Source organism: Streptomyces indicus (genome assembly GCF_900100315.1).
GTDB lineage: Bacteria > Actinomycetota > Actinomycetes > Streptomycetales > Streptomycetaceae > Streptomyces > Streptomyces indicus.
In genome coordinates, this window is record NZ_FNFF01000002.1 from 182099 (window position 1) to 202377 (window position 20279).

The window sequence follows — 20279 nt, forward strand, 5'->3', positions numbered from 1 at the left end:
ACCTGTCGGCGGTGCTCTCCTGCGGGGCCCCGGGGGCGTGGAGATCTTCGTTATCGCGCAGCCTTGCACGACCTGCCGTTCTTGGCAACCACCAGGTCATTTCTGCCCCGCACAGTTGCCGGCGGCATCTGCCGAAGGCCCGCTCCGAGGTCACGGCGCCGTGACCGTCAGCGGATGGCGAAGGTCTCGTAGATGCCGCGGGGTGTGCCCCAGATCTCGGTCACTCCATCGACCCTCCCGGGTGTGTCGCCGTGCCGGAGCCAGTCCAGGAGTCCCTCACAACCGGAGCGGGTTCCCTCGGCCACGACCTGCACACGCCCGTCGTCCAAATTGAGCGCGAATCCCACGAGGCCGCCGATCTCCAGCGCTTTCGCCCTGGTGAACCAGCGGAACCCCACTCCCTGCACTCGTCCGCGGACCCAGGCGATCATGCGTACTTCCTCATTCATGTGGGAAAGCTAACCGGCCAATTCCTCTCGGAGCACTTCGCCCCCATCTGTCATCGCGTACAGTCGCGAAAGATGAGCCTCACTCGTTCGGGTGACTCACGCAGACCGCAAGAACGATTTTCACTGAACCGCAGGGAAGGCCGGGAGATGGGACGCCACCGACGCGTCGCCGCCGGGGAACAGCAGCACCGCACGGCGACGACTGGCACCGGCGGATCGCACCGTCGCAAGAAGCGCGCCGTCAAGCCCGTGCGCACGGGCCTGCTCGGTGTCTCCGCGGCCGTGGCCATCGGCGCCATAGCGGTCGCCTCGGGTGTGCTGCCGGGCACCGAGAACTACAAGTTCGGCGCTGACGGCTCCCCCGACAAGGTGCAGGCCGCCGACACCACCAGCGATGTCCAGTCGCAGGGCGGCGCCTCGAAGACACCGGAGCGGCAGACGGAGGAGGCCAGCCGCGACGAGCAGCGCCCGTCGCCCTCGGCGAGCGCCTCGAAGCCGGCCGCGAAGCCCACGCCGACCCCGTCGCGTACGGCCGAGGAGTCCGACGAGTCGCCGAAGGACTCCGGCGGCAAGGCCGAGAAGCCGGCCGAGGAGAAGACCAAGGCTCCCGAGAAGAAGCCCGCCGCCCCGGCCGCCCCGGACACGCAGTCCGGTGCCGAGGCGCAGGTCCTCGCCCTGGTCAACCAGGAGCGCGCGCAGGCGGGCTGCCAGCCGGTGAAGGCGGACGCCGAACTGGCCGAGCTGGCCTCGGACTTCAGCGCCGACATGGCCTCGCGCGGCTTCTTCGACCACACCGACCCCGACGGCGACACCCCCTGGGACCGCGCGGACGCGGTCGGCATAGCGAACCTGGGCGGCGAGAACATCGCCCGCGGCCAGGCCAACGCCCAGTCGGTCATGGACTCCTGGATGGACAGCCCGGGCCACCGCGCCAACATCCTCAACTGCGAGTACAAGACCCTCGGCGTCGGCGCCCACTTCGGCGCGGGCGGGCCGTGGTGGACGCAGGACTTCGGTTTCTGAGCCCGAGAGCTTCGTACGCGAGCGGCGCCGGTCTTCATGACCGGCGCCGCTCGCGTATGAATGTTTGTGTATCCGGGGCTACGGCCGGGGCGGGCGCTGGCAGCGGGGGCAGAAATAGCTGGACCGGTTCATCCAGGGGCGGCGGCGCATCGGCGTCGCACACCGACGGCAGGGCAGCCCTTCCCTGCCGTACGCGTCGAGCGAGCGCTCGAAGTAGCCGGACTCGCCGTTCACGTTGACGTACAGGCTGTCGAAGCTGGTGCCGCCGACGGCGAGTGCCGCGTTCATCACGTCCCGGATGTGGCCGAGGAGTTCGGCGGTACGAGGACGCGTGAAGGTGGCGGTCGGCCGCTCGTAGTGCAGCTTCGCGCGCCAGAGCGCCTCGTCGGCGTAGATGTTGCCCACCCCGCTGATCAGCGACTGGTCGAGCAGGGCGCGCTTGATGGTGGTCCGCTTGCGGCGCAGCGCCTCGTGGAAGGCCGCGTCGTCGAAGCCGGGGTCGAGCGGGTCGCGGGCGATGTGCGCGATCACGTCCGGGAGCCCGTCCCCGGTGTTCTCGTGCAGCGAGAGCCCGCCGAAGGTCCGCTGGTCGACGAAGCGCAGCTCGGTCCCCTGGTCGTCGTCGAACCCGACCCGGATCCGCAGATGCTTCTCGTCGGGGGCGCCCTCCGGCTGCACGAGCAGCTGACCGCTCATCCCGAGGTGGGCGAGCACGGAGTACGAGGCGTCGGCCAGCGGCAGCCACAGGTACTTGCCGCGCCGCTGGGCCAGCCCGATGCGATGCCCCTTGAGCCGCGCGGAGAAGTCACCCCCGCCGGCGACATGCCGCCGCACGGCACGCGGATGCAGCACGTCCACGTCGGTCACCACCCGCCCACTGACCCAACGCTCAAGCCCACGACGCACGACTTCGACTTCCGGAAGTTCAGGCACGCCTCAGATTCTCCCGCATGCCTGCGGACAGTCGTGCCGCTATGTCTGCGGGCAGTCGTGCCGCAGGGCGGCGCGGGTGGGCGCAGCCCCGGACTGCGGCGCGACTGCCGATCACGCAAACTGTCGCAACGTAAGGCAGGAAATGACCGACGGCCCGTCACCGGAACGAATCCGGCGACGAGCCGTCGTACAAGCAAAGCGCACTACGCAGTAGCAGCGTCCGCCTCAGCGGAGGCAGAAGCAGCAGCCTCAGCCTCCGCAGCCTTCGCCCGCTCATCCGCAGCCGTCCGAATCGCCCGCCAAGCCGACTCCGCCGCCTGCTGCTCCGCTTCCTTCTTGCTGCGGCCGGTGCCGGTGCCGTACGAGACGCCTCCGACGCGGGCGGCAGCTGTGAAGGTCTTCTCGTGGTCCGGGCCGGTCTCCGAGACCAGGTACTCGGGCACGCCGAGTCCCTCCGTCGCGGTGAGCTCCTGGAGGCTGGTCTTCCAGTCCAGGCCGGCGCCGAGCGAGGAGGACTTCTCGATCAGGGGGTCGAAGAGCCGGTGGACCAGCTCGGAAGCCGCGTCCAGACCCTGGTCGAGATAGACCGCGCCGATCACCGCTTCAAGGGTGTCGGCGAGGATGGATGCCTTGTCCCGGCCGCCCGTGCCCTCTTCACCGCGGCCGAGCCGGATGAAGGAACCGAGGTCGAGCCCACGGCCCACCTCCGCCAGCGCACGCGAATTGACCACCGCGGCCCGCAACTTGGCCAGCTGGCCTTCGGGCAGGTCGGGGTGGGTGCGGTACAGCGTGTCCGTGACGACGAGGCCGAGCACGGAGTCCCCGAGGAACTCCAGACGCTCGTTGGTCGGCAGACCGCCGTTCTCGTATGCGTAGGAACGGTGGGTCAGAGCACGCACCAGAAGGGCGGACTCGACCTGGTAGCCGAGCCGCCCTTCCAGAAGCGTGTGGGACGAGGCCGTGTTCTCCGTCTGCTTTTTGTTCGACGGTTCAGACATCGTGCCTCTCACCAGCCGCTCAGACCTCGAGGACCTGGCGCTTGTTGTAGGTGCCGCAAGACGGGCACGCAATGTGCTGCTGCTTGGGCTCCTGGCAGCGCTCGCACGCAACCAGGGTGGGGACCGCAGCCTTCCACTGCGACCGGCGGTGGCGCGTGTTGCTGCGCGACATCTTCCGCTTCGGAACAGCCACGGCTACTTCTCCTGCTTCTCGTCGACGCCCGCTTCAGCTTCGGCGCCGCTCATCTCGTCCTTCTCGCCGCTCTGGAGCGAACCGGCGAGTCCCTGCAATGCCGCCCAACGGATGTCGACGGCGTCGTGGTGGTGGTCCGGGTTCTCGTTCAGGTTCATTCCGCACTCGGCGCAAAGACCTGCACAGTCCTCCCGGCACACCGGCTGCATCGGCAGTGCGAGCACCACCGCATCACGCAGCACGGGTTCGAGGTCGAAGAGTCCGTCCTCGAGGGGGATGATCTCCTCGTCCTCCTCGGCGTCGTCGCCCGGCTCCGCGTGCTTGCGGCCCCGGTCGTCGGCGTCGGGGTACGAGAACATCTCCTGGAAGTCCGCATCGAGCTGCTGCTCGACCGGCTCCAGACACCTTACGCACTCCCCCTCGGCCCGTGCACGGGCGGTGCCTGTGACAAGCACCCCTTCCATCACCGATTCGAGGCGGAGCTCGAGCTCCACCGGGGTGCCCGCGGGCACTCCGATGACACCCTTGATGCCGAGGATCTCATCCCCGGCGGGCGCCTCCACGGTGCGGGAAATGCGCTGCATGGCACCGGGACGCCGGCCCAGCTCGTGTGTGTCGAACACGAGAGGGTTGCGGTGGTCGAGGCGGCCGTTCAGGGCTTTTCCTGCTTTCGAATCATGGAAGTCGAGAGGCGGCTGCCGACGCTTCGAAGCGGGCAGCCGAGATCGCGGGCGTATGCGCGACCGAAGAGCCAGGATACTGGACCTTTCGCTCTCGGCCCAATCCGGTCCTCGGAGACCGTCCGGAGGCCCGCCGTCAGGCCCCTTCCGAGACCCGCGCGCGGACCGGACCGGCCCCCGGCCCGGGCCCGTCAGTTCTGGCCGCGCCCCTGCTCGTACTGACGCAGCTGGTCGACGCTGATCATGCTCGTGTCGAAGAGGCTGGTCTCGTCGAGCGCCGAGGGCTGCGGCTGGTGCTGGTGCGACTGACCGTCTTCCTGCCCGTAGCCGCCGGTCTGGTCGTAGCCCTGCTGCTGGTAGCCGTACGGGTCCTGCTGGTGCGACTGCTGCTGGTACGCGTACGGGTCGGTCTGACCGTAGCCGCCGGACTGGTCGTAGCCCTGCTGCTGGTAGCCGTACGGGTCCTGCTGGTGCGACTGCTGCTGGTAGCCGTAGGGGTCCTGCTGGTACGGGTCCTGCTGGTAGGCGGCCTGGGGCGGGACGCCGGGCTGCTGCGGGGCCTCGGGGCGGTGGGACGCATCGGACTGCCGGGAAGCCCCCGACTGTCGGGGGGTCTCGGGCTCCGGCTCGGCGAGGTCCGCGAGGAAGTCGGCGTCCGTGGTCTGCTGCTGCGGCAGCGCGTCCAGGCGGCTGAGATCGTCCGTGGCGATGCGGCCCTGGAGCTTCTGCCGGCCGCGGCCGACCGCCTCCAGGGTCTTGGCCAGGACCGCCTCGAAGGCGCCGAGCTTGCCGTCCACGTACGCGTCGGCGTTCTGCCGCTGGGTCTGCGGGTCGAGGCTGCGCTCGGGGGCCTCGGTGAAGTCCGGGTCCTCGTAACCCTGCTCGTCCAGGCCCTGGCCCGTGCCGAGCAGCTTCTCGCGGCCGCGGCCGACCGAGCCGAGGGTCTTGGTGAGGACGACCTCGAAGTTGGCGAGCTTGGAGTCGACGTACTCGTCGGCCTCCGCCTTGATCTCCTCGGCCTCCTGGCGAGCGGCCGCGAGGATGCGCTCGGCCTCCTCCTGGGACTGGCGGGCGATCGCGGTGTCGGAGATCAGCGAGCCGCGCTCGGCGCGGGCCGACTCCACGATCCGCTCCGCCTCCTGACGGGCCTGCTCGACCAGCTGCTCACTGCCGCCGAGCACCTGCTGCGCCTGGGCGAGCGAGCCGGGCAGCGCGCCGCGCACCTCCTCCAGCATCGCGAGCAGGTCGGCGCGGTTGACCACGCACGAGGCGGACATCGGCATCGATCTGGCGCCCTCGACCGCCTCGACGATCTCGTCGAGCTTCTTCTGCACGTCCACCGTGGCTCGCCGCTTTCTGGAACTGGTTGGGAGACGGACGGCACGACTGTACGGCCACGGGGTGCGCCCGCGACACCAACTGACGGGCCGTCAGCTCCGGGGAGGTCTCAGCGCTCCTTGGCGAGGCGCTCCGTGAGCGCTTCGAGCACCACCGGCGGGACGAGGTGCGCCACGTCGCCACCCCAGGCCGCGACCTCCTTGACGAGCGAGGAGGACAGGAAGCTGTAGGTGGGGTTGGTGGGGACGAAGAGGGTCTCCACGCCCGAGAGCCCGTTGTTCATCTGGGCCATCTGCAACTCGTAGTCGAAGTCGCTGACCGCGCGCAGGCCCTTCACGATGGCCGGGATGTCGCGCTGCTTGCAGAAGTCGACGAGCAGGCCGTGGAAGGACTCGACCTCCACGTTGCCGAACTCGGCGGTGACCTGGCGGATCAGCTCGATCCGCTCGTCGACCGCGAACAGGCCCGACTTGGACTTGTTGATCATCACGGCCACGTGCACCACGTCGTACAGCTTGGAGGCGCGGGCGATGATGTCGAGATGTCCGTTGGTGATGGGGTCGAACGACCCCGGACAGACGGCGCGGCGCAACTGGTGTCCCTCGCTCCCCGGTACGGACCGGATGGTCATGACGGCTGGTCCTCGCTGGTGGAGGACTCCGTGTCCGAGGAGTCCTCGCCGGTCGAGGCGGCGCGACCGTACCAAAACGTGCCCTCGCCGTACCGCCTGGACCTGAGCGGCTCGAAGCCGTCCGGCCAGGCGAATTCGCCGCCTCTGGTGCTGCGCTCCACGGTGACGAGCGCATCGTCCGCGAGCCAGCCCTGGGCGGCGAGTGTGAGCAGGATCTCGCGAAGATCGTCGTCGGTGACGGCGTACGGAGGGTCCAGGAAGACGATGTCGTACGGGGCCGAAGGGGCCGGTCCGGCGACGGTCTGCTCGGCCTTGCCGGCCCGGACCTCGGCGCCGGGCAGGCCGAGGGACTTCACGTTCTCGCGGATCGTGCGGACGGCCCTGGCGTCGGACTCGACGAGCAGGGCGTGGCCCGCCCCGCGGGACAGCGCCTCCAGGCCCACGGCGCCCGAGCCCCCGTACAGGTCGAGCACGCGCTCGCCGTCGAGCGGGCCGCCGATGAGCGACTGCCACGTGGAGAACAGGCCCTCGCGGGCGCGGTCCGACGTGGGGCGGGTGCCGTTGCCCGGCGGTACGGACAGCCGGCGCCCGCGGGCGCTGCCGGCGATCACGCGGGTCATGTGGGGTCCTTCTGGGGCGGGAGCGGTGCGACATGTCCACGATATGGGGCTACTCGGTTGTCCACAGGGCCCGGGTTGTCCACAGGTCGCACCTCGTGTCAGTCCCGTGGTGTGCAATGGACCGCGTGCCCGTGCTCGAAGAACCTCTGAAGAAAGTGCTCGGCCCCGCCACCGCGAAGGTGATGGCCGAGCATCTCGACCTGCACACCGTCGGCGATCTGCTGCACCACTATCCGCGGCGCTATGCCGAGCGGGGTGAGCTGACCGCGCTCTCCGATCTGCCGCTCGACGAGCATGTGACGGTCGTGGCGCAGGTGGCGAGCGCGCGGATCCTGAAGTTCAACAACGGGCGCGGGCAGCGCCTCGAAGTCACCATCACCGACGGCAGCGGCCAGCTCCAGCTGGTGTTCTTCGGGCGCGGGATCCACAAGCCGCACAAGGATCTGCTGCCGGGGACGCGGGCGATGTTCGCCGGCAAGGTCTCGGCGTTCAACCGCAAGCTCCAACTGGCGCATCCGGCCTACGAGTTGCTGCGCGGCGAAGGCGCCGACGCGGCGGTGGACAGCTGGGCCGGCGCCCTGATCCCGATCTATCCGGCGACCGCGAAGCTGGAGTCCTGGAAGATCGCGAAGGCCGTGGACGCGGTGCTGCCGAGCGCGCAGGAGGCGGTGGACCCGCTGCCGCGCAGCCTGCGGGCGGGACGCGGGCTGGTCACGCTGCCGGAGGCGCTGCTCAAGATCCACCGGCCGCACAGCAAGACGGACATCGACGAGGCCAAGGCCCGGCTGAAGTGGGACGAGGCCTTCGTCCTCCAGGTCGCGCTGGCCCGGCGCCGCCATGCGGACCTCCAGTTGCCGGCCGTGGCCCGCGTGCCGCAGCCCGGCGGTCTGCTCGACGCCTTCGACGCGAAGCTGCCGTTCACGCTGACCGAGGGCCAGCAGAAGGTGTCCAAGGAGATCTTCGACGACCTGGCCACGGAGCATCCGATGCACCGGCTGCTCCAGGGCGAGGTCGGATCGGGCAAGACGATGGTGGCGCTGCGCGCCATGCTCGCCGTGGTGGACGCGGGCGGGCAGGCCGCGATGCTGGCGCCCACCGAGGTCCTGGCCCAGCAGCACCACCGTTCGGTCACCGAGATGATGGGCGAGCTCGCCGAGGGCGGGATGCTGGGCGGGGCCGAGCAGGCCACCAAGGTGGTGCTGCTCACCGGCTCGATGGGGGCGGCCGCGCGGCGGCAGGCGCTGCTCGACCTGGTGACCGGCGAGGCCGGGATCGTGATCGGCACGCATGCGCTGATCGAGGACAAGGTGCAGTTCCACGACCTGGGTCTGGTCGTGGTGGACGAGCAGCACCGCTTCGGTGTGGAGCAGCGCGACGCCCTGCGCTCGAAGGGCAAGCAGCCGCCGCACCTCCTCGTCATGACGGCCACGCCGATCCCGCGTACGGTCGCGATGACCGTCTTCGGCGACCTGGAGACCTCGGTACTCGACCAGCTCCCGGCCGGCCGCTCCCCCATCGCCACCCACGTCGTGCCGGCCGCCGACAAGCCGCACTTCCTCGCGCGCGCCTGGGAGCGCGTGCGCGAGGAGGTGGAGAACGGGCACCAGGGGTACGTGGTCTGTCCGCGGATCGGCGACGATCTGGACGAGAAGGCCTCGGCGAAGAAGAAGTCGGCCGAGGACGAGGCGGAGAAGCGCCCGCCGCTGGCCGTGGTCGAGGTCGCCGAACAGCTCACGGCCGGTCCCCTGGCCGGGCTGCGCGTGGAGATCCTGCACGGCCGGATGGCGCCGGAGGACAAGGACGACGTGATGCGGCGGTTCGCCGCGGGCGCGGTGGACGTCCTGGTGGCGACCACGGTCATCGAGGTCGGGGTGAACGTGCCGAATGCGACGGCCATGGTGATCATGGACGCCGACCGCTTCGGCGTCTCGCAGCTGCACCAGCTGCGCGGCCGGGTGGGCCGTGGCTCGGCGCCCGGTCTGTGCCTGCTCGTGACGGAGATGCCGGAGGCGAGCCCGGCACGTGGGCGCCTGGCCGCGGTGGCCTCCACGCTGGACGGCTTCGAGCTCTCCCGTATCGACCTCGAACAGCGCCGCGAGGGCGATGTGCTCGGCCAGGCCCAGTCGGGCGTGCGCTCCTCGCTGCGGGTGCTCGCGGTCATCGACGACGAGGAGGTCATCGCGGAGGCGCGGGAGGAGGCGGTGGAGATCGTCCGCAAGGACCCGGAGCTCACCCACTACCCGGAGCTGCGGACGGCACTGGACGCGCTGGTGGACAAGGACCGGGAGGAGTTCCTGGAGAAGGGCTGAGCACACCCAGCCCCTGCGGCGTTTGAGCAGATCCGACCGCAGGTCGGATGCGGGGGTCCGGGGGCGAAGCCCCCGGTTTCGGGAAGGGGCGGGGCGGGGAGAAAAGCCCGCCGCAGGCCCCCCACCACCGGGCCCGCACGCGAAGGGTGCCCTACTCCACCCCGATGAGCAGCAGCGCCGACTTCCGCCCACCCCGGTACACCACCGTGTCCACGGCCAGGTACGCCTCGCGGACATGCTGTTCCAGCGCGTCCGCCACGTCCTCCGGCACCTCCTCGCCCACGACCAGCGTCACCATCTCGCCGCCCGCCGAGAGCATCCGGTCGAGCACGGACCGGGCCGTCGACGTGAGCTCCTCGCCGATCACCGCCACATCCCCGTCGATCAGGCCGAGCATGTCCCCGGCCTGGCAGATGCCGGCCATGGTCCACGACTGCCGCTCCGCGACGGCCAGTTCGCCGTAGCGGGTGGCACCGGCGGCGGCCGTCATCGCGACCACGTCCTCGTCGAAGCGCCGCTCCGGCTCGTGCACGGCGAGGGCCGCGATGCCCTGCACCGCCGAGCGGGTCGGGATCAGCGCGACCCGTACACCCTCCGTACGCCCCTGCTCCGCGGCCGCCGCGGCCGTGTGCCGCAGGTCGGCGTCGTTCGGCAGCAGCACCACCTCACGCGCGTGCGCACGCCGGATCGCCTCGACCAGCTCGCCGCTCGCGGGCGGTTCGCCGGGCCGCGCGAGCACGGGGGTCGCACCCGCCTCGGCGTACAGACCCGCGAGCCCTTCCCCCGGCACGACGGCGACGATCGCGCGCTGCGCCTTCTCGCGCGCCGGAGGCACGAAGCCGGCGCTGTGCGCGTCCTCGGCGCCGAAGTGCGTGATCCGGATCCGGTACGGGCGCCCCGCCTCCACACCGGCCTCGACCGCCGCACCCGCGTCGTCCACATGCACATGGACGTTCCACAGACCGTCGCCGCCGACCACGACCAGGGAGTCGCCGAGCGCGTCGAGCCGCCGCTTCAGGCGCTCGACCCGGGCGTCGTCCTCGGCCTCCAGGAGGTAGATCACCTCGAAGGCGGGACCACCGGAGGCTTCAGGAGCGCAGGACTCCGCCGGTGCGCCGGCGAGCGGTTCCCCGTGCCCGTCTCGGTGCCCGTCCCCGGCCTCCGTCCCGTACGCCGCGACCACCTGCCCGGACACCGCCTCGACCAGCGCCCCGAGCACCGCCACCAGACCGCGTCCGCCGGCGTCCACCACCCCGGCCCGGCCGAGCACGGCCAGCTGTCCGGGCGTCCGCTCCAGCGCGGCCACCGCCCCGTCGTACGCGGCCCGCACGACCGCGGCGCAGTCGTCCTCGGCACCCTCCGCGGCCTGCGCCGCCGCCGTCGCCACCGAGAGCACCGTGCCCTCCACGGGGTGCGCCACTGCCTGGTAGCCGGACGCGGCGGCATGGCTCAGCGCCTTCTTCAGACGCCGGGCCCGCACTCCGGCAGCCTCAGCGCCCTCGCGAGAAGGCTCGGCACCGCCACGACCAAGCCCGGCACCCTCGTGAGAAAGCTCACCCTCCCCCGCAAGCACCTGGCTCATCCCCCGCAACAGTTGCGCGAGGATCGTCCCGGAGTTGCCCCGCGCCCCGATCAGCGCGCCGTGCGCCAACGCCCGCACCGCTTCCGCGAGCGAGGGGCCCGCGGGCTCCTCGTCCGGTTCCGCGGTCTCGTGCGCGGCGAACACGGCCTCGACCGCGCGGGCCGCCGATTCCACCGTCAGATAGAGGTTCGTCCCCGTATCGCCGTCCGCCACGGGATAGACGTTGATGGCGTCGATCTCCTCGCGGGCCCGCCCGAGTGCGTCCAGCGCGAGTCCGCACCAGCCGCGCACCACGAGGGCGTCGGGGGTCTGCGGCACGGTGCCTCCTGTGAGCGGCGGGATCATTCGCAGACTAGTGCTGCCCGGTACGCCGGGTAACCGGGGCCCGGACCGGAGGCCGGGGCGGACATGGTAGTTTTCTTGTACCGACGCAGCCGATGTATGCTGCTTCGGTTGCCCGATTCAGATCGGGCCATTCCCTGGCAGCGCCACTCAGATCCTTCAACGGAACTCGACTCGGCCTTGCCGGGTTTTCCACCGTAAGTGCATCTGAAGTCTTTGGAGTGACCCGTGGCTGCCAACTGCGACGTCTGTGGCAAGGGCCCGGGCTTCGGCAACAACATCTCGCACTCGCACCGCCGTACGCCGCGCCGCTGGAACCCGAACATCCAGCGCGTTCGTACCGTGGTGGGCGGGACGCCGAAGCGCGTGAACGCTTGCACCTCGTGCATCAAGGCCGGCAAGGTCTCGCGCTAATCGCAGCGCGGCCACCTAGCTGGTTGCTGCAGAGCCGGTTCGCCTTCGGGCGGGCCGGCTTCTTGCTTTTCTCCGGCACGCGGAGCCTGACGCGCGGCCGGACATGAGCGGAGATACGGAGAGGGCCCGCGCACCCCGCGCGGGCCCTCTCCGTATCTCCGTTCAGGGATTCACCCCCTGAACCGCCAGCCGTGGTCCACCGGCCCGATCCCCTCGCCCAGCGCGAACCCCGCCGCGATCGCCCCCGTCACGTACTCCTTGGCGGCCGTGACCGCCTCGGGCACCCCGAGCCCCTTCGCCAGCCCCGCGGCGATCGCGCTGGCCAGCGTGCAGCCCGTGCCGTGCGTGTGCCGGTTGTCGTGGCGCGGAGCCCGCAGCCACAGCTCCTCCGAGCCGTCCGTCAGGAGGTCCACGGCCTCACCGGTCAGGTGCCCGCCCTTGATCAGCGCCCAGCGCGGCCCGAACTCCAGGAGGGCGGCCGCGGCCCGGCGCAGATCGGACTCCGCCGTGACCCGTACGCCGGTGAGCTGGAGCACCTCGTCCAGGTTGGGCGTGGCGACCGTGGCGACGGGGAGGAGTTTCGTCCGTACGGAGTCGAGTGCCGCCTCGGCAAGGAGCGAGTCCCCGTGCTTGGAGACCCCGACCGGGTCGACCACCGCCGGCGTGTCCGTGCCGGCCAGCAACTCCGCGACCGCCTCGACCAGTTCGGTCGAGGCGAGCATGCCGGTCTTCACGGCCTGGACGCCGATGTCGTCGACGACGCTGCGGTACTGGGCGCGCACCGCCTCCACCGGCAGCTCCCAAACCCCCTGGACCCCCAGGGAGTTCTGCGCCGTGACGGCGGTGAGCACGCTCATGCCGTGCGTGCCGAGCGCGAGCATCGTCTTGAGGTCGGCCTGGATGCCGGCGCCGCCGCCGGAGTCGGAGCCGGCCACCGTGAGCACCCGCGCGGGTATGCCCCCCGGGCCGTCCCCCGCGTCTCCCGGGCGCTCCGCCGCGCTCACGCCTCGCCCTCCGCGCCGAAGTGGTCCCAGCCCTTTCCGGTCCACGGCGCACCGTCGACCGTCACCTGGGGCTGCGCGGACGGGTTGAGCACCTCGCCGATCACCTTCCAGCGGGCCGGCAGCTTCACGTCCTCGGGGAAGGTGGCCACGATCGCGTGGTCCTCACCGCCGTTGAGCACCCACTGCAACGGGTCCACGCCGACGGCCTGCCCGATGTCGTTCATCTGCGAAGGCACGTCGATGGCACCGGACTTGATGTCGATCCGGACCTTGCTGGCCTCGGCGATATGGCCGAGATCGGCGATCAGACCGTCGCTCACGTCCGTCATCGACGTGGCACCGAGCCCGGCCGCGGCGGGGCCCGCGTGGTACGGCGGCTCGGGGCGGCGGTGCGCCTCGACGAACGCACGCGGCGAGCGGAAGCCCCGCGAGAGCACCGCGTGCCCGGCCGCCGACCAGCCCAGCCAGCCCGTGTACGCCACGACATCGCCGGGCTGCGCGCCCGCGCGCGTGACCGGCTCGTGGTTGCGCAGATCGCCAAGTGCCGTGATGGACACGGTGATCGTGTCCCCGCGTACGACGTCACCGCCCACCACGGCGGCGCCCGCGACCTGGCACTCGTCGCGCAGGCCGTCCATCAACTCCGTTGCCCAGGTGACCGGAAGGTCCGCCGGGACCACAAGTCCCAGCAGGAGCGCGGTCGGTACGGCGCCCATCGCGGCGATGTCCGCGAGGTTCTGCGCGGCGGCCTTGCGGCCGACGTCGTACGCCGTGGACCAGTCGCGCCGGAAGTGCCGTCCTTCGAGCAGAAGGTCGGTGCTCGCCACGACCCTGCGGTCGGGCGCGGACACGACCGCGGCGTCGTCCCCGGGGCCGATCCTGACCGCCGGTGTGGTCGTGAGCCGGGAGGTGAGCTCCCTGATGAGCCCGAACTCCCCGAGCTCTCCCACGGTGCCCTTCATCGAAACGCCCTTTCTGCGCCAGCGCCCTTGCGGTAGCGGGCCCCATCGGCCGCGGGTACCGTCAACGAATACGTCAACTTCTGTGGTGCGCACGCCGAGGCATGCGCAGATGCGTACGCCTCGGTGCACGCGGGAGCGTACGCCCGGACCGGACCCGCGGCGTGAGCTCCCGAGTCACCGCGGGTCTCCCCGCGGGATGCGGCAACGCGATACCGTGGCGTCCCTTCCCCCTGCATGATCCCCGCGCATCCGATCCCCGCGATCCCCGCGATGATCCTCGTGGCCGCCCTGGAGGTTCCGTGGTACAGGCGTACATCCTGATCCAGACCGAGGTCGGCAAGGCGTCGACCGTCGCCGATCTGATCGGCAAGATCCCGGGAGTGATCCAGGCCGAGGACGTCACCGGTCCCTACGACGTCATCGTGCGCGCACAGGCCGACACCGTCGACGACCTCGGCCGCATGGTGGTCGCCAAGGTCCAGCAAGTGGACGGCATCACCCGCACCCTGACCTGCCCGGTCGTGCACTTGTAGCCCCCGTCTACGCTTGGCCGGTGATCTCGTACCGCCACCGGCTCGTCTCGCTGCCCGCCCTCGGCCTGCTCCTGCCGGCTGTGCTGGCCGGGGGCTGCTCTTCGACGGACGACACGGCGACGGTCGCGGTTCCCTCCCCCGACGCACGGACTTCCGGCCACTGCCGCAAGCTGGACGGGGCGCTGCCCGACAAGCTCGACGGCCTCGACCGGAGCGATCCCGAGCCTGACTCGGAGTTCACCGCGGGGTGGGGAGGCTCGGCGATCATACTGCGCTGCGGAGTGCCGCAGCCCGCGAAGATGCTGGAGGAGAATCCGCCGTCGACGACGGTGGACGGCCAGGGCTGGCTGGTCGAGGAGCCCGGGGACGGTTCGTACCGGTTCACGAGCGCGCTGCGCGAGGCCTACGTCGAGGTCACCATCAGCAAGGAGCACGCGAAGCAGGGCGCGGGCTCGCTGGTGGACCTCAGCCGGGTGCTCAGGAAGACGATCCCCGAAGGCATCCCGACCTGACCTTCGTAAGCGCGCACGCACACGGCAACGGGCCCTTGTCCCCATACGCACACGAAGACCCCCGTACGCACACGAAAGCCGGACCCCGTCCACGGACAGGATCCGGCTTTTCGCGGTCGTCGTGCCGGCGCTTCCTCGCGTCAGCGCAGGCCGGTCGAGCGGCTGAGCGCCGCCTGCACCAGGCGGTCCACCAGCTCCGGGTACGAGACGCCGCTCTCCTGCCACATGCGCGGGTACATGGAGATGGGCGTGAATCCGGGCATCGTGTTGATCTCGTTGATCACGAACTCCCCGTCCTCGGTGAGGAAGAAGTCCGCGCGCACCAGGCCCTCGCAGCTCGCCGCCTCGAAGGCCGCGACCGCGAGCCGCTGCACCTCGGCGGTCTGCTCGGGCGTGAGCGGGGCGGGCACGATGCCGGAGGCCGAGTCGATGTACTTGGCCTCGAAGTCGTAGAACGCGTGGTCGGTGACCGGCGGGATCTCGGCCGGCACGCTCGCGCGCGGCCCGTCCTCGAACTCCAGGACCCCGCACTCGATCTCGCGGCCCTTGATCCCGGCCTCGATGAGGATCTTCGGGTCGTGGCGCTGCGCCTCCTCGATGGCCTCGTCCAGGCCGTCGAAGGAGTCGACCTTGGTGATGCCGAAGGAGGAGCCGGCGCGGGCGGGCTTCACGAACAGCGGCCAGCCGTGCTCACCGGCGAACTCGGCGATCTCCTGGCGGACGGCGGCCCGGTCGGCGTGCCACTGACGCGGGCGGATCACCATGTACGGGCCCACCGCGAGGCCGAAGGAGGTGAAGACGCGCTTCATGTACTCCTTGTCCTGGCCGACCGCGGAGGCCAGAACTCCGGAGCCCACGTAGGGCGTTCCGGACAGTTCGAGGAGGCCCTGGAGGGTGCCGTCCTCGCCGTAGGGGCCGTGCAGCATCGGGAAGACCACGTCGACCTCGCCGAGCGCCTTCGGCACGGAGCCGGGCTCGGTGTAGACGACCTCGCGGTTGGCGGGGTCGACCGGCAGGATGACGCCGCCCTCGCTGTTCTCCGCGACCTCTTCGACGGTGGGAACCTTGCGGTCGGCGATCGCCATCCGCTCGGGCTCGTCGGCGGTCAGCATCCAGCGGCCGTCGGACGTGATGCCGATGGGCAGCACGTCGTACTTGGTGCGGTCGATCGCATGGAGGACCGCACCGGCCGTCACGACCGAGATGCCGTGCTCGGAACTGCGCCCGCCGAACACGACGGCCACGCGCGGCTTGCGGACATTCCCTCCAGAAGTGGCGACCGCATCGATGTGCGGCTCCGCGGCAGGGGGGTTCTGGGACGAGATCTCGCTGCTCATATCAAGCTGAGACTACCTTGCGTGACCGCGCCCCTGGGAGCCCCGGCACGCGCTCACGAAGGACGTGACGGTCAGTGACGCTCGGACTTCGCGCTGCGCGACATGAGCTCCTTGAGCGCGACCAGCGGCGGCTTCCCGTTGTGCACGATGTCCACCACGGTGTCCGTGATCGGCATCTCGACCCCGTGCCGCCGGGCCAGATCGGCCACGGATTCACAGGACTTGACACCCTCGGCGGTCTGCTTGGTGACCGCGATGGTCTCCTCCAGGGTCATGCCCCTGCCGAGGTTCGTGCCGAAGGTGTGGTTGCGCGAGAGCGGCGAGGAGCAGGTCGCCACCAGGTCGCCCAGGCCCGCGAGTCCGGAGAACGTCAGCGGGTCGGCGCCCATCGCGAGGCCGAGCCGGGTGGTCTCGGCGAGTCCGCGGGTGATCAGCGAGCCCTTGGTGTTGTCGCCGAGGCCCATGCCGTCGGCGATGCCGACCGCGAGCCCGATCACGTTCTTGACCGCGCCGCCGAGTTCGCAGCCGACCACGTCGGTGTTCGTGTACGGGCGGAAGTACGGCGTGTGGCAGGCGGACTGAAGCCGCTGGGCCACCGCTTCGTCGGTGCAGGCGACCACGGAGGCGGCGGGCTGCCGTGCGGCGATCTCACGGGCCAGGTTGGGACCGGTGACCACGGCGATGCGCTCGGCGGGCACCTTGGTGACGTCGGCGATCACCTCGCTCATGCGCATCGCGGAGCCGAGCTCGACGCCCTTCATGAGCGAGACGAGGACGGTGTCCGGCTCGAGCAGCGGGGTCCAGGCGGTGAGGTTGGCTCGCAGGGTCTGCGAGGGCACGGCGAGCACCGTGAACTCCGCGCCGGCCGCGGCCTCGGCGGCATCCGTCGTCGCCCGTACCCGCTCGGGGAGTTCGACGTCCGGGAGGTAGTCGGGGTTCCTGCGCGTGGAGTTGAGCGCCTCGGCGAGCTCGGGCCTGCGGCCCCAGAGCGTCACCTCGCAGCCCGCGTCCGCGAGCACCATCGCGAAGGCCGTCCCCCACGAACCCGTACCGAAGACGGCCGCCTTCACCGGTGCAGTCACTTCTTCTCGTCCTCGCCTTCGCGTTCGCCGTTCCCTGCGCCTGCCCCCGCGGCCTCGCCCTTGGCCGCCGCCAGCTTGCGGCGCTGCTCGATCCGCGCGAGACGCGGGTCGTAGGGCTTCTCGGGCGCCTTCTCGCCGCGCAGTTCCTCGAGCAGGCCGGTGATGCGGCGCATGATGACCTCCGTTGCCTCCTGAAGGAGTTCGGGGGTCATCTCCCGGTCGTAGAAGGCCGAAAGGTCCACCGGCGGGCCGGCGAGCACGTGGCTGGTCTTGCGCGGGAAGAGGTTCGGCTTCTTCGCGTACGGGGGCAGCAGTTCGTTGGCGCCCCACTGGGCCACGGGGATGACCGGGCACTTGGTCTGAAGGGCCACGCGGGCGGCACCGGTCTTCGCGGTCATCGGCCACTGGTCCGGGTCACGCGTGATGGTGCCCTCCGGATAGAAAGCGACGCATTCCCCGCGCTCGACCGCGTCGATGGCGGCGCGGAAGGCGCTCAGGGCGTCCGTGGACTCGCGGTAGACGGGGATCTGTCCGGTCCCCCGCATCACCTTGCCGACAAATCCGCTCTTGAAAAGCCCGTGCTTGGCGAGGAAACGCGGCACACGTCCGGTGTTGTACTGAAAATGGGCGTATGCGAATGGGTCCACATGCGAATTGTGGTTCACCGCGGTGATAAATCCGCCCTCGGCCGGAATGTGTTCCATCCCGCGCCAGTCCCGCTTGAGGAGAACAATCAGCGGCGGTTTGGCGATGACCGCCGCAAGGCGGTACCAGAAGCCGATTCTGCGGCGGGGCACTCGGACACCTTCCTCTACGGACCTGCTGCTCCGGGGTGATGCGCCGGGTGGGCGGCCGCACAAGTGTCGCCCCAGGTCCCCGGTCTGTCGAGAACACCGTACGCCCACCCCTGCGGGTCCACCCTCGGTGGCATTGGCTTCGCCACCTGCCGACCCCACTGCCTCCACAGCCCCTTCCCGCGGGCCAGAATGGGCGCGATGCGCACCGACGACGGCCGGACCACTCCGCTGGCGTGGACCCTGGTCATACCCCTGAAGCCCTTGGCCCGGGCGAAGAGCAGGCTCGCGGAGCCGGTGACGGCACCGCTGCGCCCTTCGCTGGCCCTGGCGTTCGCCCAGGACACGGTGGCGGCCGTCGCGGCCTGTCCGGCGGTACGGGATGTGGTGGTCGTCACGGACGACGAGCTGGCCGGGCGGGAACTCACGGCACTCGGCGCCCGTATCGTGCGCGACGAGCCGGCCACCGGCCTGAACGCCGCGCTCCGGCACGGGGAGCGGGCCGTACGGTCCCTGCGCCCGCACGCGGCGGTCGCGGCGCTCAACGCGGATCTGCCGGCGCTGCGCCCGGCCGAATTGACCGCGGTGCTCGATGCCGCCGCGCAATTCCCGCGCGCATTTCTGGCGGATGCCGCAGGAATCGGTACGACTCTGCTGTCGGCCGGCCCCGGCACGGAATTGGCCCCCGCATTCGGCGGCGCCTCACGGGCCCGGCACACGGCGTCCGGGGCGGTCGAACTGGCCCTGTCCGGCGTCGACAGCGTCCGTCAGGACGTGGACACCTGGGCGGACCTTCAGGCGGCACACCGCCTGGGACTCGGGCCGCGCAGCGCCGAGATGTTCAGAAGGTCCGCGGAATCACCGGCGTGACCCCGGTTCGCGAGAAGTGGCGCGTGCTCAGAAGGTCTGGAGCGTCACCAGCGTGATCCGCCGGGCGTCGCCCTCGCCCTCGACCTCGATCCGCACCCGCTGACCGGGCCGCAGCAGCCTGAGTCCGCCGGCGTCGAAGGCCTCGGCGGGGAAGTCGACGGGCGTGCCGTCGTCGAGGAGCACACTGCCGCTGCGGGTGACGGGGTCGTACGTGTACGCGGTGGCCTGCATGCCCGCAGCGTATCGGGCACCCGCCGCACCCTTGAACTCCGTACGGCGCACAGGGCACGGGGCGGACACACCGCGGGCCGGTCCCCCCGTGAGGGGACCGGCCCGGCGTGTGAGTGAGCCCTGCGAGGCGGTACCGCCGCCGTCACTTCTTCCTGGCGGTGGCCTTCTTGGCGGTGGTCTTGCGCGCCGTGGACTTCTTGGCGGGCGCCTTCTTCGCCGTGGCCTTCTTGGCGGGGGCGGTCTTCTTCGCCGTCGCCTTCTTGGCCGGAGCCGCCTTCTTGGCCGTGGTCTTCTTCGCCGTGGCCTTCTTGGCGGTGGTCGCCTTCTTGGCGGTCGTCGCCTTCTTGGCGGTGGTCTTCTTGGCCGCCGTGGTCTTCTTGGCGGTGGTCTTCTTCGCCGCCGTGGTCTTCTTCGCGGCGGTCTTCTTGGCGGTGGCCTTCTTGGCCGCGGCCTTCTTCACCGTCGCGGAAGCACCGCCGGAGAGGCTGCCCTTGGGGGCCTTCTTGACGGCCACGTCGTTCTTCGGGAGCTTCTTCGAGCCGCTCACGAGGTCCTTGAAGCCCTGGCCCGCACGGAAGCGCGGCACCGAGGTCTTCTTGACCCGGACACGCTCGCCGGTCTGCGGGTTGCGCGCGTAGCGGGCCGGGCGGTCGACCTTCTCGAACGAACCGAAGCCCGTGACCGACACACGGTCGCCACTGACAACGGCACGGACGATGGCGTCGAGTACGGCGTCGACCGCGTCGGAGGCCTGCTGACGGCCACCGAGCTTGTCGGCAATCGTTTCTACGAGCTGCGCCTTGTTCACGTCTTCCCCTTCGGAGACATTGCCGGAACGAATCTGTTCTGGCTTTTTCGCACGTTAGGCAGATATATACCGCAAATCAAACACGAAACGGGCGAATCACCCACCCGCAGCAGCGAACTGGGGCTTCAACCGCAGCGCACTGAGGGGTTCAGGGAGTTCCGTCCGCGGATCCGCCATCGGATAAGGCCCTTGCGTCCAGCTCGTCCATGAACTGCCCAAGGCGTCTTGCCGCATCGGCGAGGTCGTGTTTGGCCGCGGCCGTAATGACCAGCAGCTTCCGGGTCAGCGCCATCCGTACGCTCTCCGGTACTTGCAGTGCGCGCACCTTGCGGTGCGCCTCTTTCAGCTGGTCCGCGACCTCGCCGTAGAGCTCGAGTTGGCGTTCGCGTTCCATGCACCGATTGTGCCATCTGGCCTGAGTTGTCGCCTCACGAGGTCTCAGCGTGCCGCGTAGAAGGGGTTTTCGGGGCGGCCGGAGGTCTGAAGTCGCTCCACGCGTACGGCCGGTGCGGCGCCTGCCGTACGCGGCCAACTCGCCTGCATGTACGAGGACTTGATGCCGTACGGGCTCAAAACGCCGAACCGCGGCCTGCACGCAGACCGCGGTTCGGAAAACTCGTCGGGCTCAGGTGCC

The 20279-nt window shown here is 70.5% G+C and carries 23 protein-coding genes; 6 read left to right on the forward strand and 17 right to left on the reverse strand.

The window, feature by feature from the left end; genetic code table 11:
• Positions 1-167 precede the first annotated feature (167 nt).
• Positions 168-449, reverse strand: coding sequence for an acylphosphatase (locus BLT97_RS07330; RefSeq protein ID WP_093607950.1), 282 nt, complete (start codon positions 447-449; stop codon positions 168-170).
• 147 nt (positions 450-596) lie between these two features.
• Here BLT97_RS07330 and BLT97_RS07335 point away from each other — a divergent pair, with 147 nt between their 5' ends.
• The gene (locus BLT97_RS07335) at positions 597-1472 is read left to right on the forward strand and encodes a CAP domain-containing protein (protein ID WP_093607951.1); all 876 of its coding nucleotides are present in this window, start codon (positions 597-599) and stop codon (positions 1470-1472) included.
• 78 nt (positions 1473-1550) lie between these two features.
• Here the strand turns inward: BLT97_RS07335 and mutM are convergent, their stop codons facing one another.
• From mutM to rsmD, 7 genes are all read right to left on the reverse strand, one after another.
• Positions 1551-2405 (reverse strand): bifunctional DNA-formamidopyrimidine glycosylase/DNA-(apurinic or apyrimidinic site) lyase, encoded by an 855-nt coding sequence (gene mutM / locus BLT97_RS07340; RefSeq protein ID WP_093607952.1) that lies wholly within the window; start codon positions 2403-2405, stop codon positions 1551-1553.
• A gap of 203 nt (positions 2406-2608) precedes the next feature.
• Positions 2609-3403 carry a ribonuclease III gene (gene rnc, locus BLT97_RS07345; protein WP_093607953.1) on the reverse strand — a complete coding sequence of 265 codons (795 nt, stop codon included), beginning with the start codon at positions 3401-3403 and terminating at the stop codon, positions 2609-2611.
• 19 nt (positions 3404-3422) lie between these two features.
• Positions 3423-3596 (reverse strand): 50S ribosomal protein L32, encoded by a 174-nt coding sequence (rpmF, locus tag BLT97_RS07350; RefSeq protein WP_093607954.1) that lies wholly within the window; start codon positions 3594-3596, stop codon positions 3423-3425.
• Positions 3597-3598: 2 nt separating this feature from the next.
• Positions 3599-4252: a YceD family protein gene (locus BLT97_RS07355; RefSeq protein ID WP_245769227.1), complete on the reverse strand. Its 654-nt coding sequence runs from the start codon at positions 4250-4252 to the stop codon at positions 3599-3601.
• A 215-nt stretch (positions 4253-4467) separates the two neighbouring features.
• Complete coding sequence (locus BLT97_RS07360; protein WP_093607956.1) at positions 4468-5616, reverse strand: F0F1 ATP synthase subunit B; 1149 nt, start codon at positions 5614-5616, stop codon at positions 4468-4470.
• Positions 5617-5723: 107 nt separating this feature from the next.
• The gene (coaD, locus tag BLT97_RS07365; RefSeq protein WP_218137292.1) at positions 5724-6206 is read right to left on the reverse strand and encodes a pantetheine-phosphate adenylyltransferase; all 483 of its coding nucleotides are present in this window, start codon (positions 6204-6206) and stop codon (positions 5724-5726) included.
• A gap of 35 nt (positions 6207-6241) precedes the next feature.
• Positions 6242-6865 carry a 16S rRNA (guanine(966)-N(2))-methyltransferase RsmD gene (gene rsmD, locus BLT97_RS07370; RefSeq protein WP_093607958.1) on the reverse strand — a complete coding sequence of 208 codons (624 nt, stop codon included), beginning with the start codon at positions 6863-6865 and terminating at the stop codon, positions 6242-6244.
• Positions 6866-6981: 116 nt separating this feature from the next.
• Between rsmD and recG the strand changes: the two genes are divergently transcribed.
• Positions 6982-9174 (forward strand): ATP-dependent DNA helicase RecG, encoded by a 2193-nt coding sequence (gene recG, locus BLT97_RS07375; RefSeq protein ID WP_093607959.1) that lies wholly within the window; start codon positions 6982-6984, stop codon positions 9172-9174.
• 151 nt (positions 9175-9325) lie between these two features.
• Here recG and BLT97_RS07380 read toward each other — a convergent pair whose 3' ends face one another.
• Positions 9326-11101 carry a DAK2 domain-containing protein gene (locus tag BLT97_RS07380; protein ID WP_093607960.1) on the reverse strand — a complete coding sequence of 592 codons (1776 nt, stop codon included), beginning with the start codon at positions 11099-11101 and terminating at the stop codon, positions 9326-9328.
• 225 nt (positions 11102-11326) lie between these two features.
• Between BLT97_RS07380 and rpmB the strand changes: the two genes are divergently transcribed.
• The gene (rpmB, locus tag BLT97_RS07385) at positions 11327-11512 is read left to right on the forward strand and encodes a 50S ribosomal protein L28 (protein WP_004924906.1); all 186 of its coding nucleotides are present in this window, start codon (positions 11327-11329) and stop codon (positions 11510-11512) included.
• Between the two features lie 170 nt (positions 11513-11682).
• Here the strand turns inward: rpmB and thiD are convergent, their stop codons facing one another.
• Positions 11683-12468, reverse strand: coding sequence for a bifunctional hydroxymethylpyrimidine kinase/phosphomethylpyrimidine kinase (gene thiD / locus BLT97_RS07390; RefSeq protein ID WP_093608333.1), 786 nt, complete (start codon positions 12466-12468; stop codon positions 11683-11685).
• A 44-nt stretch (positions 12469-12512) separates the two neighbouring features.
• On the reverse strand, positions 12513-13478 hold the full coding sequence (locus BLT97_RS07395) for a thiamine-phosphate kinase (protein ID WP_093607961.1): 966 nt from the start codon (positions 13476-13478) through the stop codon (positions 12513-12515).
• 299 nt (positions 13479-13777) lie between these two features.
• Between BLT97_RS07395 and BLT97_RS07400 the strand changes: the two genes are divergently transcribed.
• Both BLT97_RS07400 and BLT97_RS07405 read left to right on the forward strand, forming a co-directional pair.
• Positions 13778-14011 carry an Lrp/AsnC family transcriptional regulator gene (locus tag BLT97_RS07400; protein WP_052579718.1) on the forward strand — a complete coding sequence of 78 codons (234 nt, stop codon included), beginning with the start codon at positions 13778-13780 and terminating at the stop codon, positions 14009-14011.
• A 20-nt stretch (positions 14012-14031) separates the two neighbouring features.
• Complete coding sequence (locus BLT97_RS07405) at positions 14032-14523, forward strand: DUF3515 domain-containing protein (RefSeq protein WP_093607962.1); 492 nt, start codon at positions 14032-14034, stop codon at positions 14521-14523.
• A gap of 140 nt (positions 14524-14663) precedes the next feature.
• On the opposite strand, the gene BLT97_RS07410 is transcribed toward BLT97_RS07405, so the two are convergent.
• The 3 genes from BLT97_RS07410 to BLT97_RS07420 form a co-directional block, all read right to left on the reverse strand.
• Positions 14664-15860, reverse strand: coding sequence for a D-alanine--D-alanine ligase family protein (locus BLT97_RS07410; RefSeq protein WP_093607963.1), 1197 nt, complete (start codon positions 15858-15860; stop codon positions 14664-14666).
• A 71-nt stretch (positions 15861-15931) separates the two neighbouring features.
• A complete protein-coding gene (locus tag BLT97_RS07415; protein WP_093607964.1) occupies positions 15932-16942 on the reverse strand; it encodes an NAD(P)H-dependent glycerol-3-phosphate dehydrogenase in 1011 nt (336 codons plus the stop codon).
• A complete protein-coding gene (locus tag BLT97_RS07420) occupies positions 16939-17739 on the reverse strand; it encodes a lysophospholipid acyltransferase family protein (protein ID WP_093607965.1) in 801 nt (266 codons plus the stop codon). Before BLT97_RS07420 ends, BLT97_RS07415 begins: the two co-directional genes overlap by 4 nt.
• A 228-nt stretch (positions 17740-17967) precedes the next feature.
• Between BLT97_RS07420 and cofC the strand changes: the two genes are divergently transcribed.
• Positions 17968-18606, forward strand: coding sequence for a 2-phospho-L-lactate guanylyltransferase (gene cofC / locus BLT97_RS07425; protein ID WP_093608334.1), 639 nt, complete (start codon positions 17968-17970; stop codon positions 18604-18606).
• 27 nt (positions 18607-18633) lie between these two features.
• Here the strand turns inward: cofC and BLT97_RS07430 are convergent, their stop codons facing one another.
• The 3 genes from BLT97_RS07430 to BLT97_RS07440 form a co-directional block, all read right to left on the reverse strand.
• On the reverse strand, positions 18634-18837 hold the full coding sequence (locus tag BLT97_RS07430) for a hypothetical protein (protein WP_093607966.1): 204 nt from the start codon (positions 18835-18837) through the stop codon (positions 18634-18636).
• Positions 18838-18979: 142 nt separating this feature from the next.
• A complete protein-coding gene (locus tag BLT97_RS07435) occupies positions 18980-19645 on the reverse strand; it encodes an HU family DNA-binding protein (protein ID WP_093607967.1) in 666 nt (221 codons plus the stop codon).
• 148 nt (positions 19646-19793) lie between these two features.
• Positions 19794-20039 carry an SCO5555 family protein gene (locus BLT97_RS07440; protein WP_093607968.1) on the reverse strand — a complete coding sequence of 82 codons (246 nt, stop codon included), beginning with the start codon at positions 20037-20039 and terminating at the stop codon, positions 19794-19796.
• Between the last annotated feature and the right edge of the window lie 240 nt (positions 20040-20279).

What these genes read in the sequence shown, in the direction of transcription:
- recG (WP_093607959.1), top strand. Translation starts at nt 6,982, where the DNA reads ATGGACCGCGTGCCCGTGCTCGAAGAACCTCTGAAGAAAGTGCTCGGC.
- BLT97_RS07410 (WP_093607963.1), bottom strand. Translation starts at nt 15,860, where the DNA reads ATGAGCAGCGAGATCTCGTCCCAGAACCCCCCTGCCGCGGAGCCGCAC.
- BLT97_RS07335 (WP_093607951.1), top strand. Translation starts at nt 597, where the DNA reads ATGGGACGCCACCGACGCGTCGCCGCCGGGGAACAGCAGCACCGCACG.
- BLT97_RS07380 (WP_093607960.1), bottom strand. Translation starts at nt 11,101, where the DNA reads ATGATCCCGCCGCTCACAGGAGGCACCGTGCCGCAGACCCCCGACGCC.
- BLT97_RS07330 (WP_093607950.1), bottom strand. Translation starts at nt 449, where the DNA reads ATGAATGAGGAAGTACGCATGATCGCCTGGGTCCGCGGACGAGTGCAG.
- BLT97_RS07440 (WP_093607968.1), bottom strand. Translation starts at nt 20,039, where the DNA reads ATGGAACGCGAACGCCAACTCGAGCTCTACGGCGAGGTCGCGGACCAG.
- BLT97_RS07395 (WP_093607961.1), bottom strand. Translation starts at nt 13,478, where the DNA reads ATGAAGGGCACCGTGGGAGAGCTCGGGGAGTTCGGGCTCATCAGGGAG.
- BLT97_RS07430 (WP_093607966.1), bottom strand. Translation starts at nt 18,837, where the DNA reads ATGCAGGCCACCGCGTACACGTACGACCCCGTCACCCGCAGCGGCAGT.
- rsmD (WP_093607958.1), bottom strand. Translation starts at nt 6,865, where the DNA reads ATGACCCGCGTGATCGCCGGCAGCGCCCGCGGGCGCCGGCTGTCCGTA.
- rnc (WP_093607953.1), bottom strand. Translation starts at nt 3,403, where the DNA reads ATGTCTGAACCGTCGAACAAAAAGCAGACGGAGAACACGGCCTCGTCC.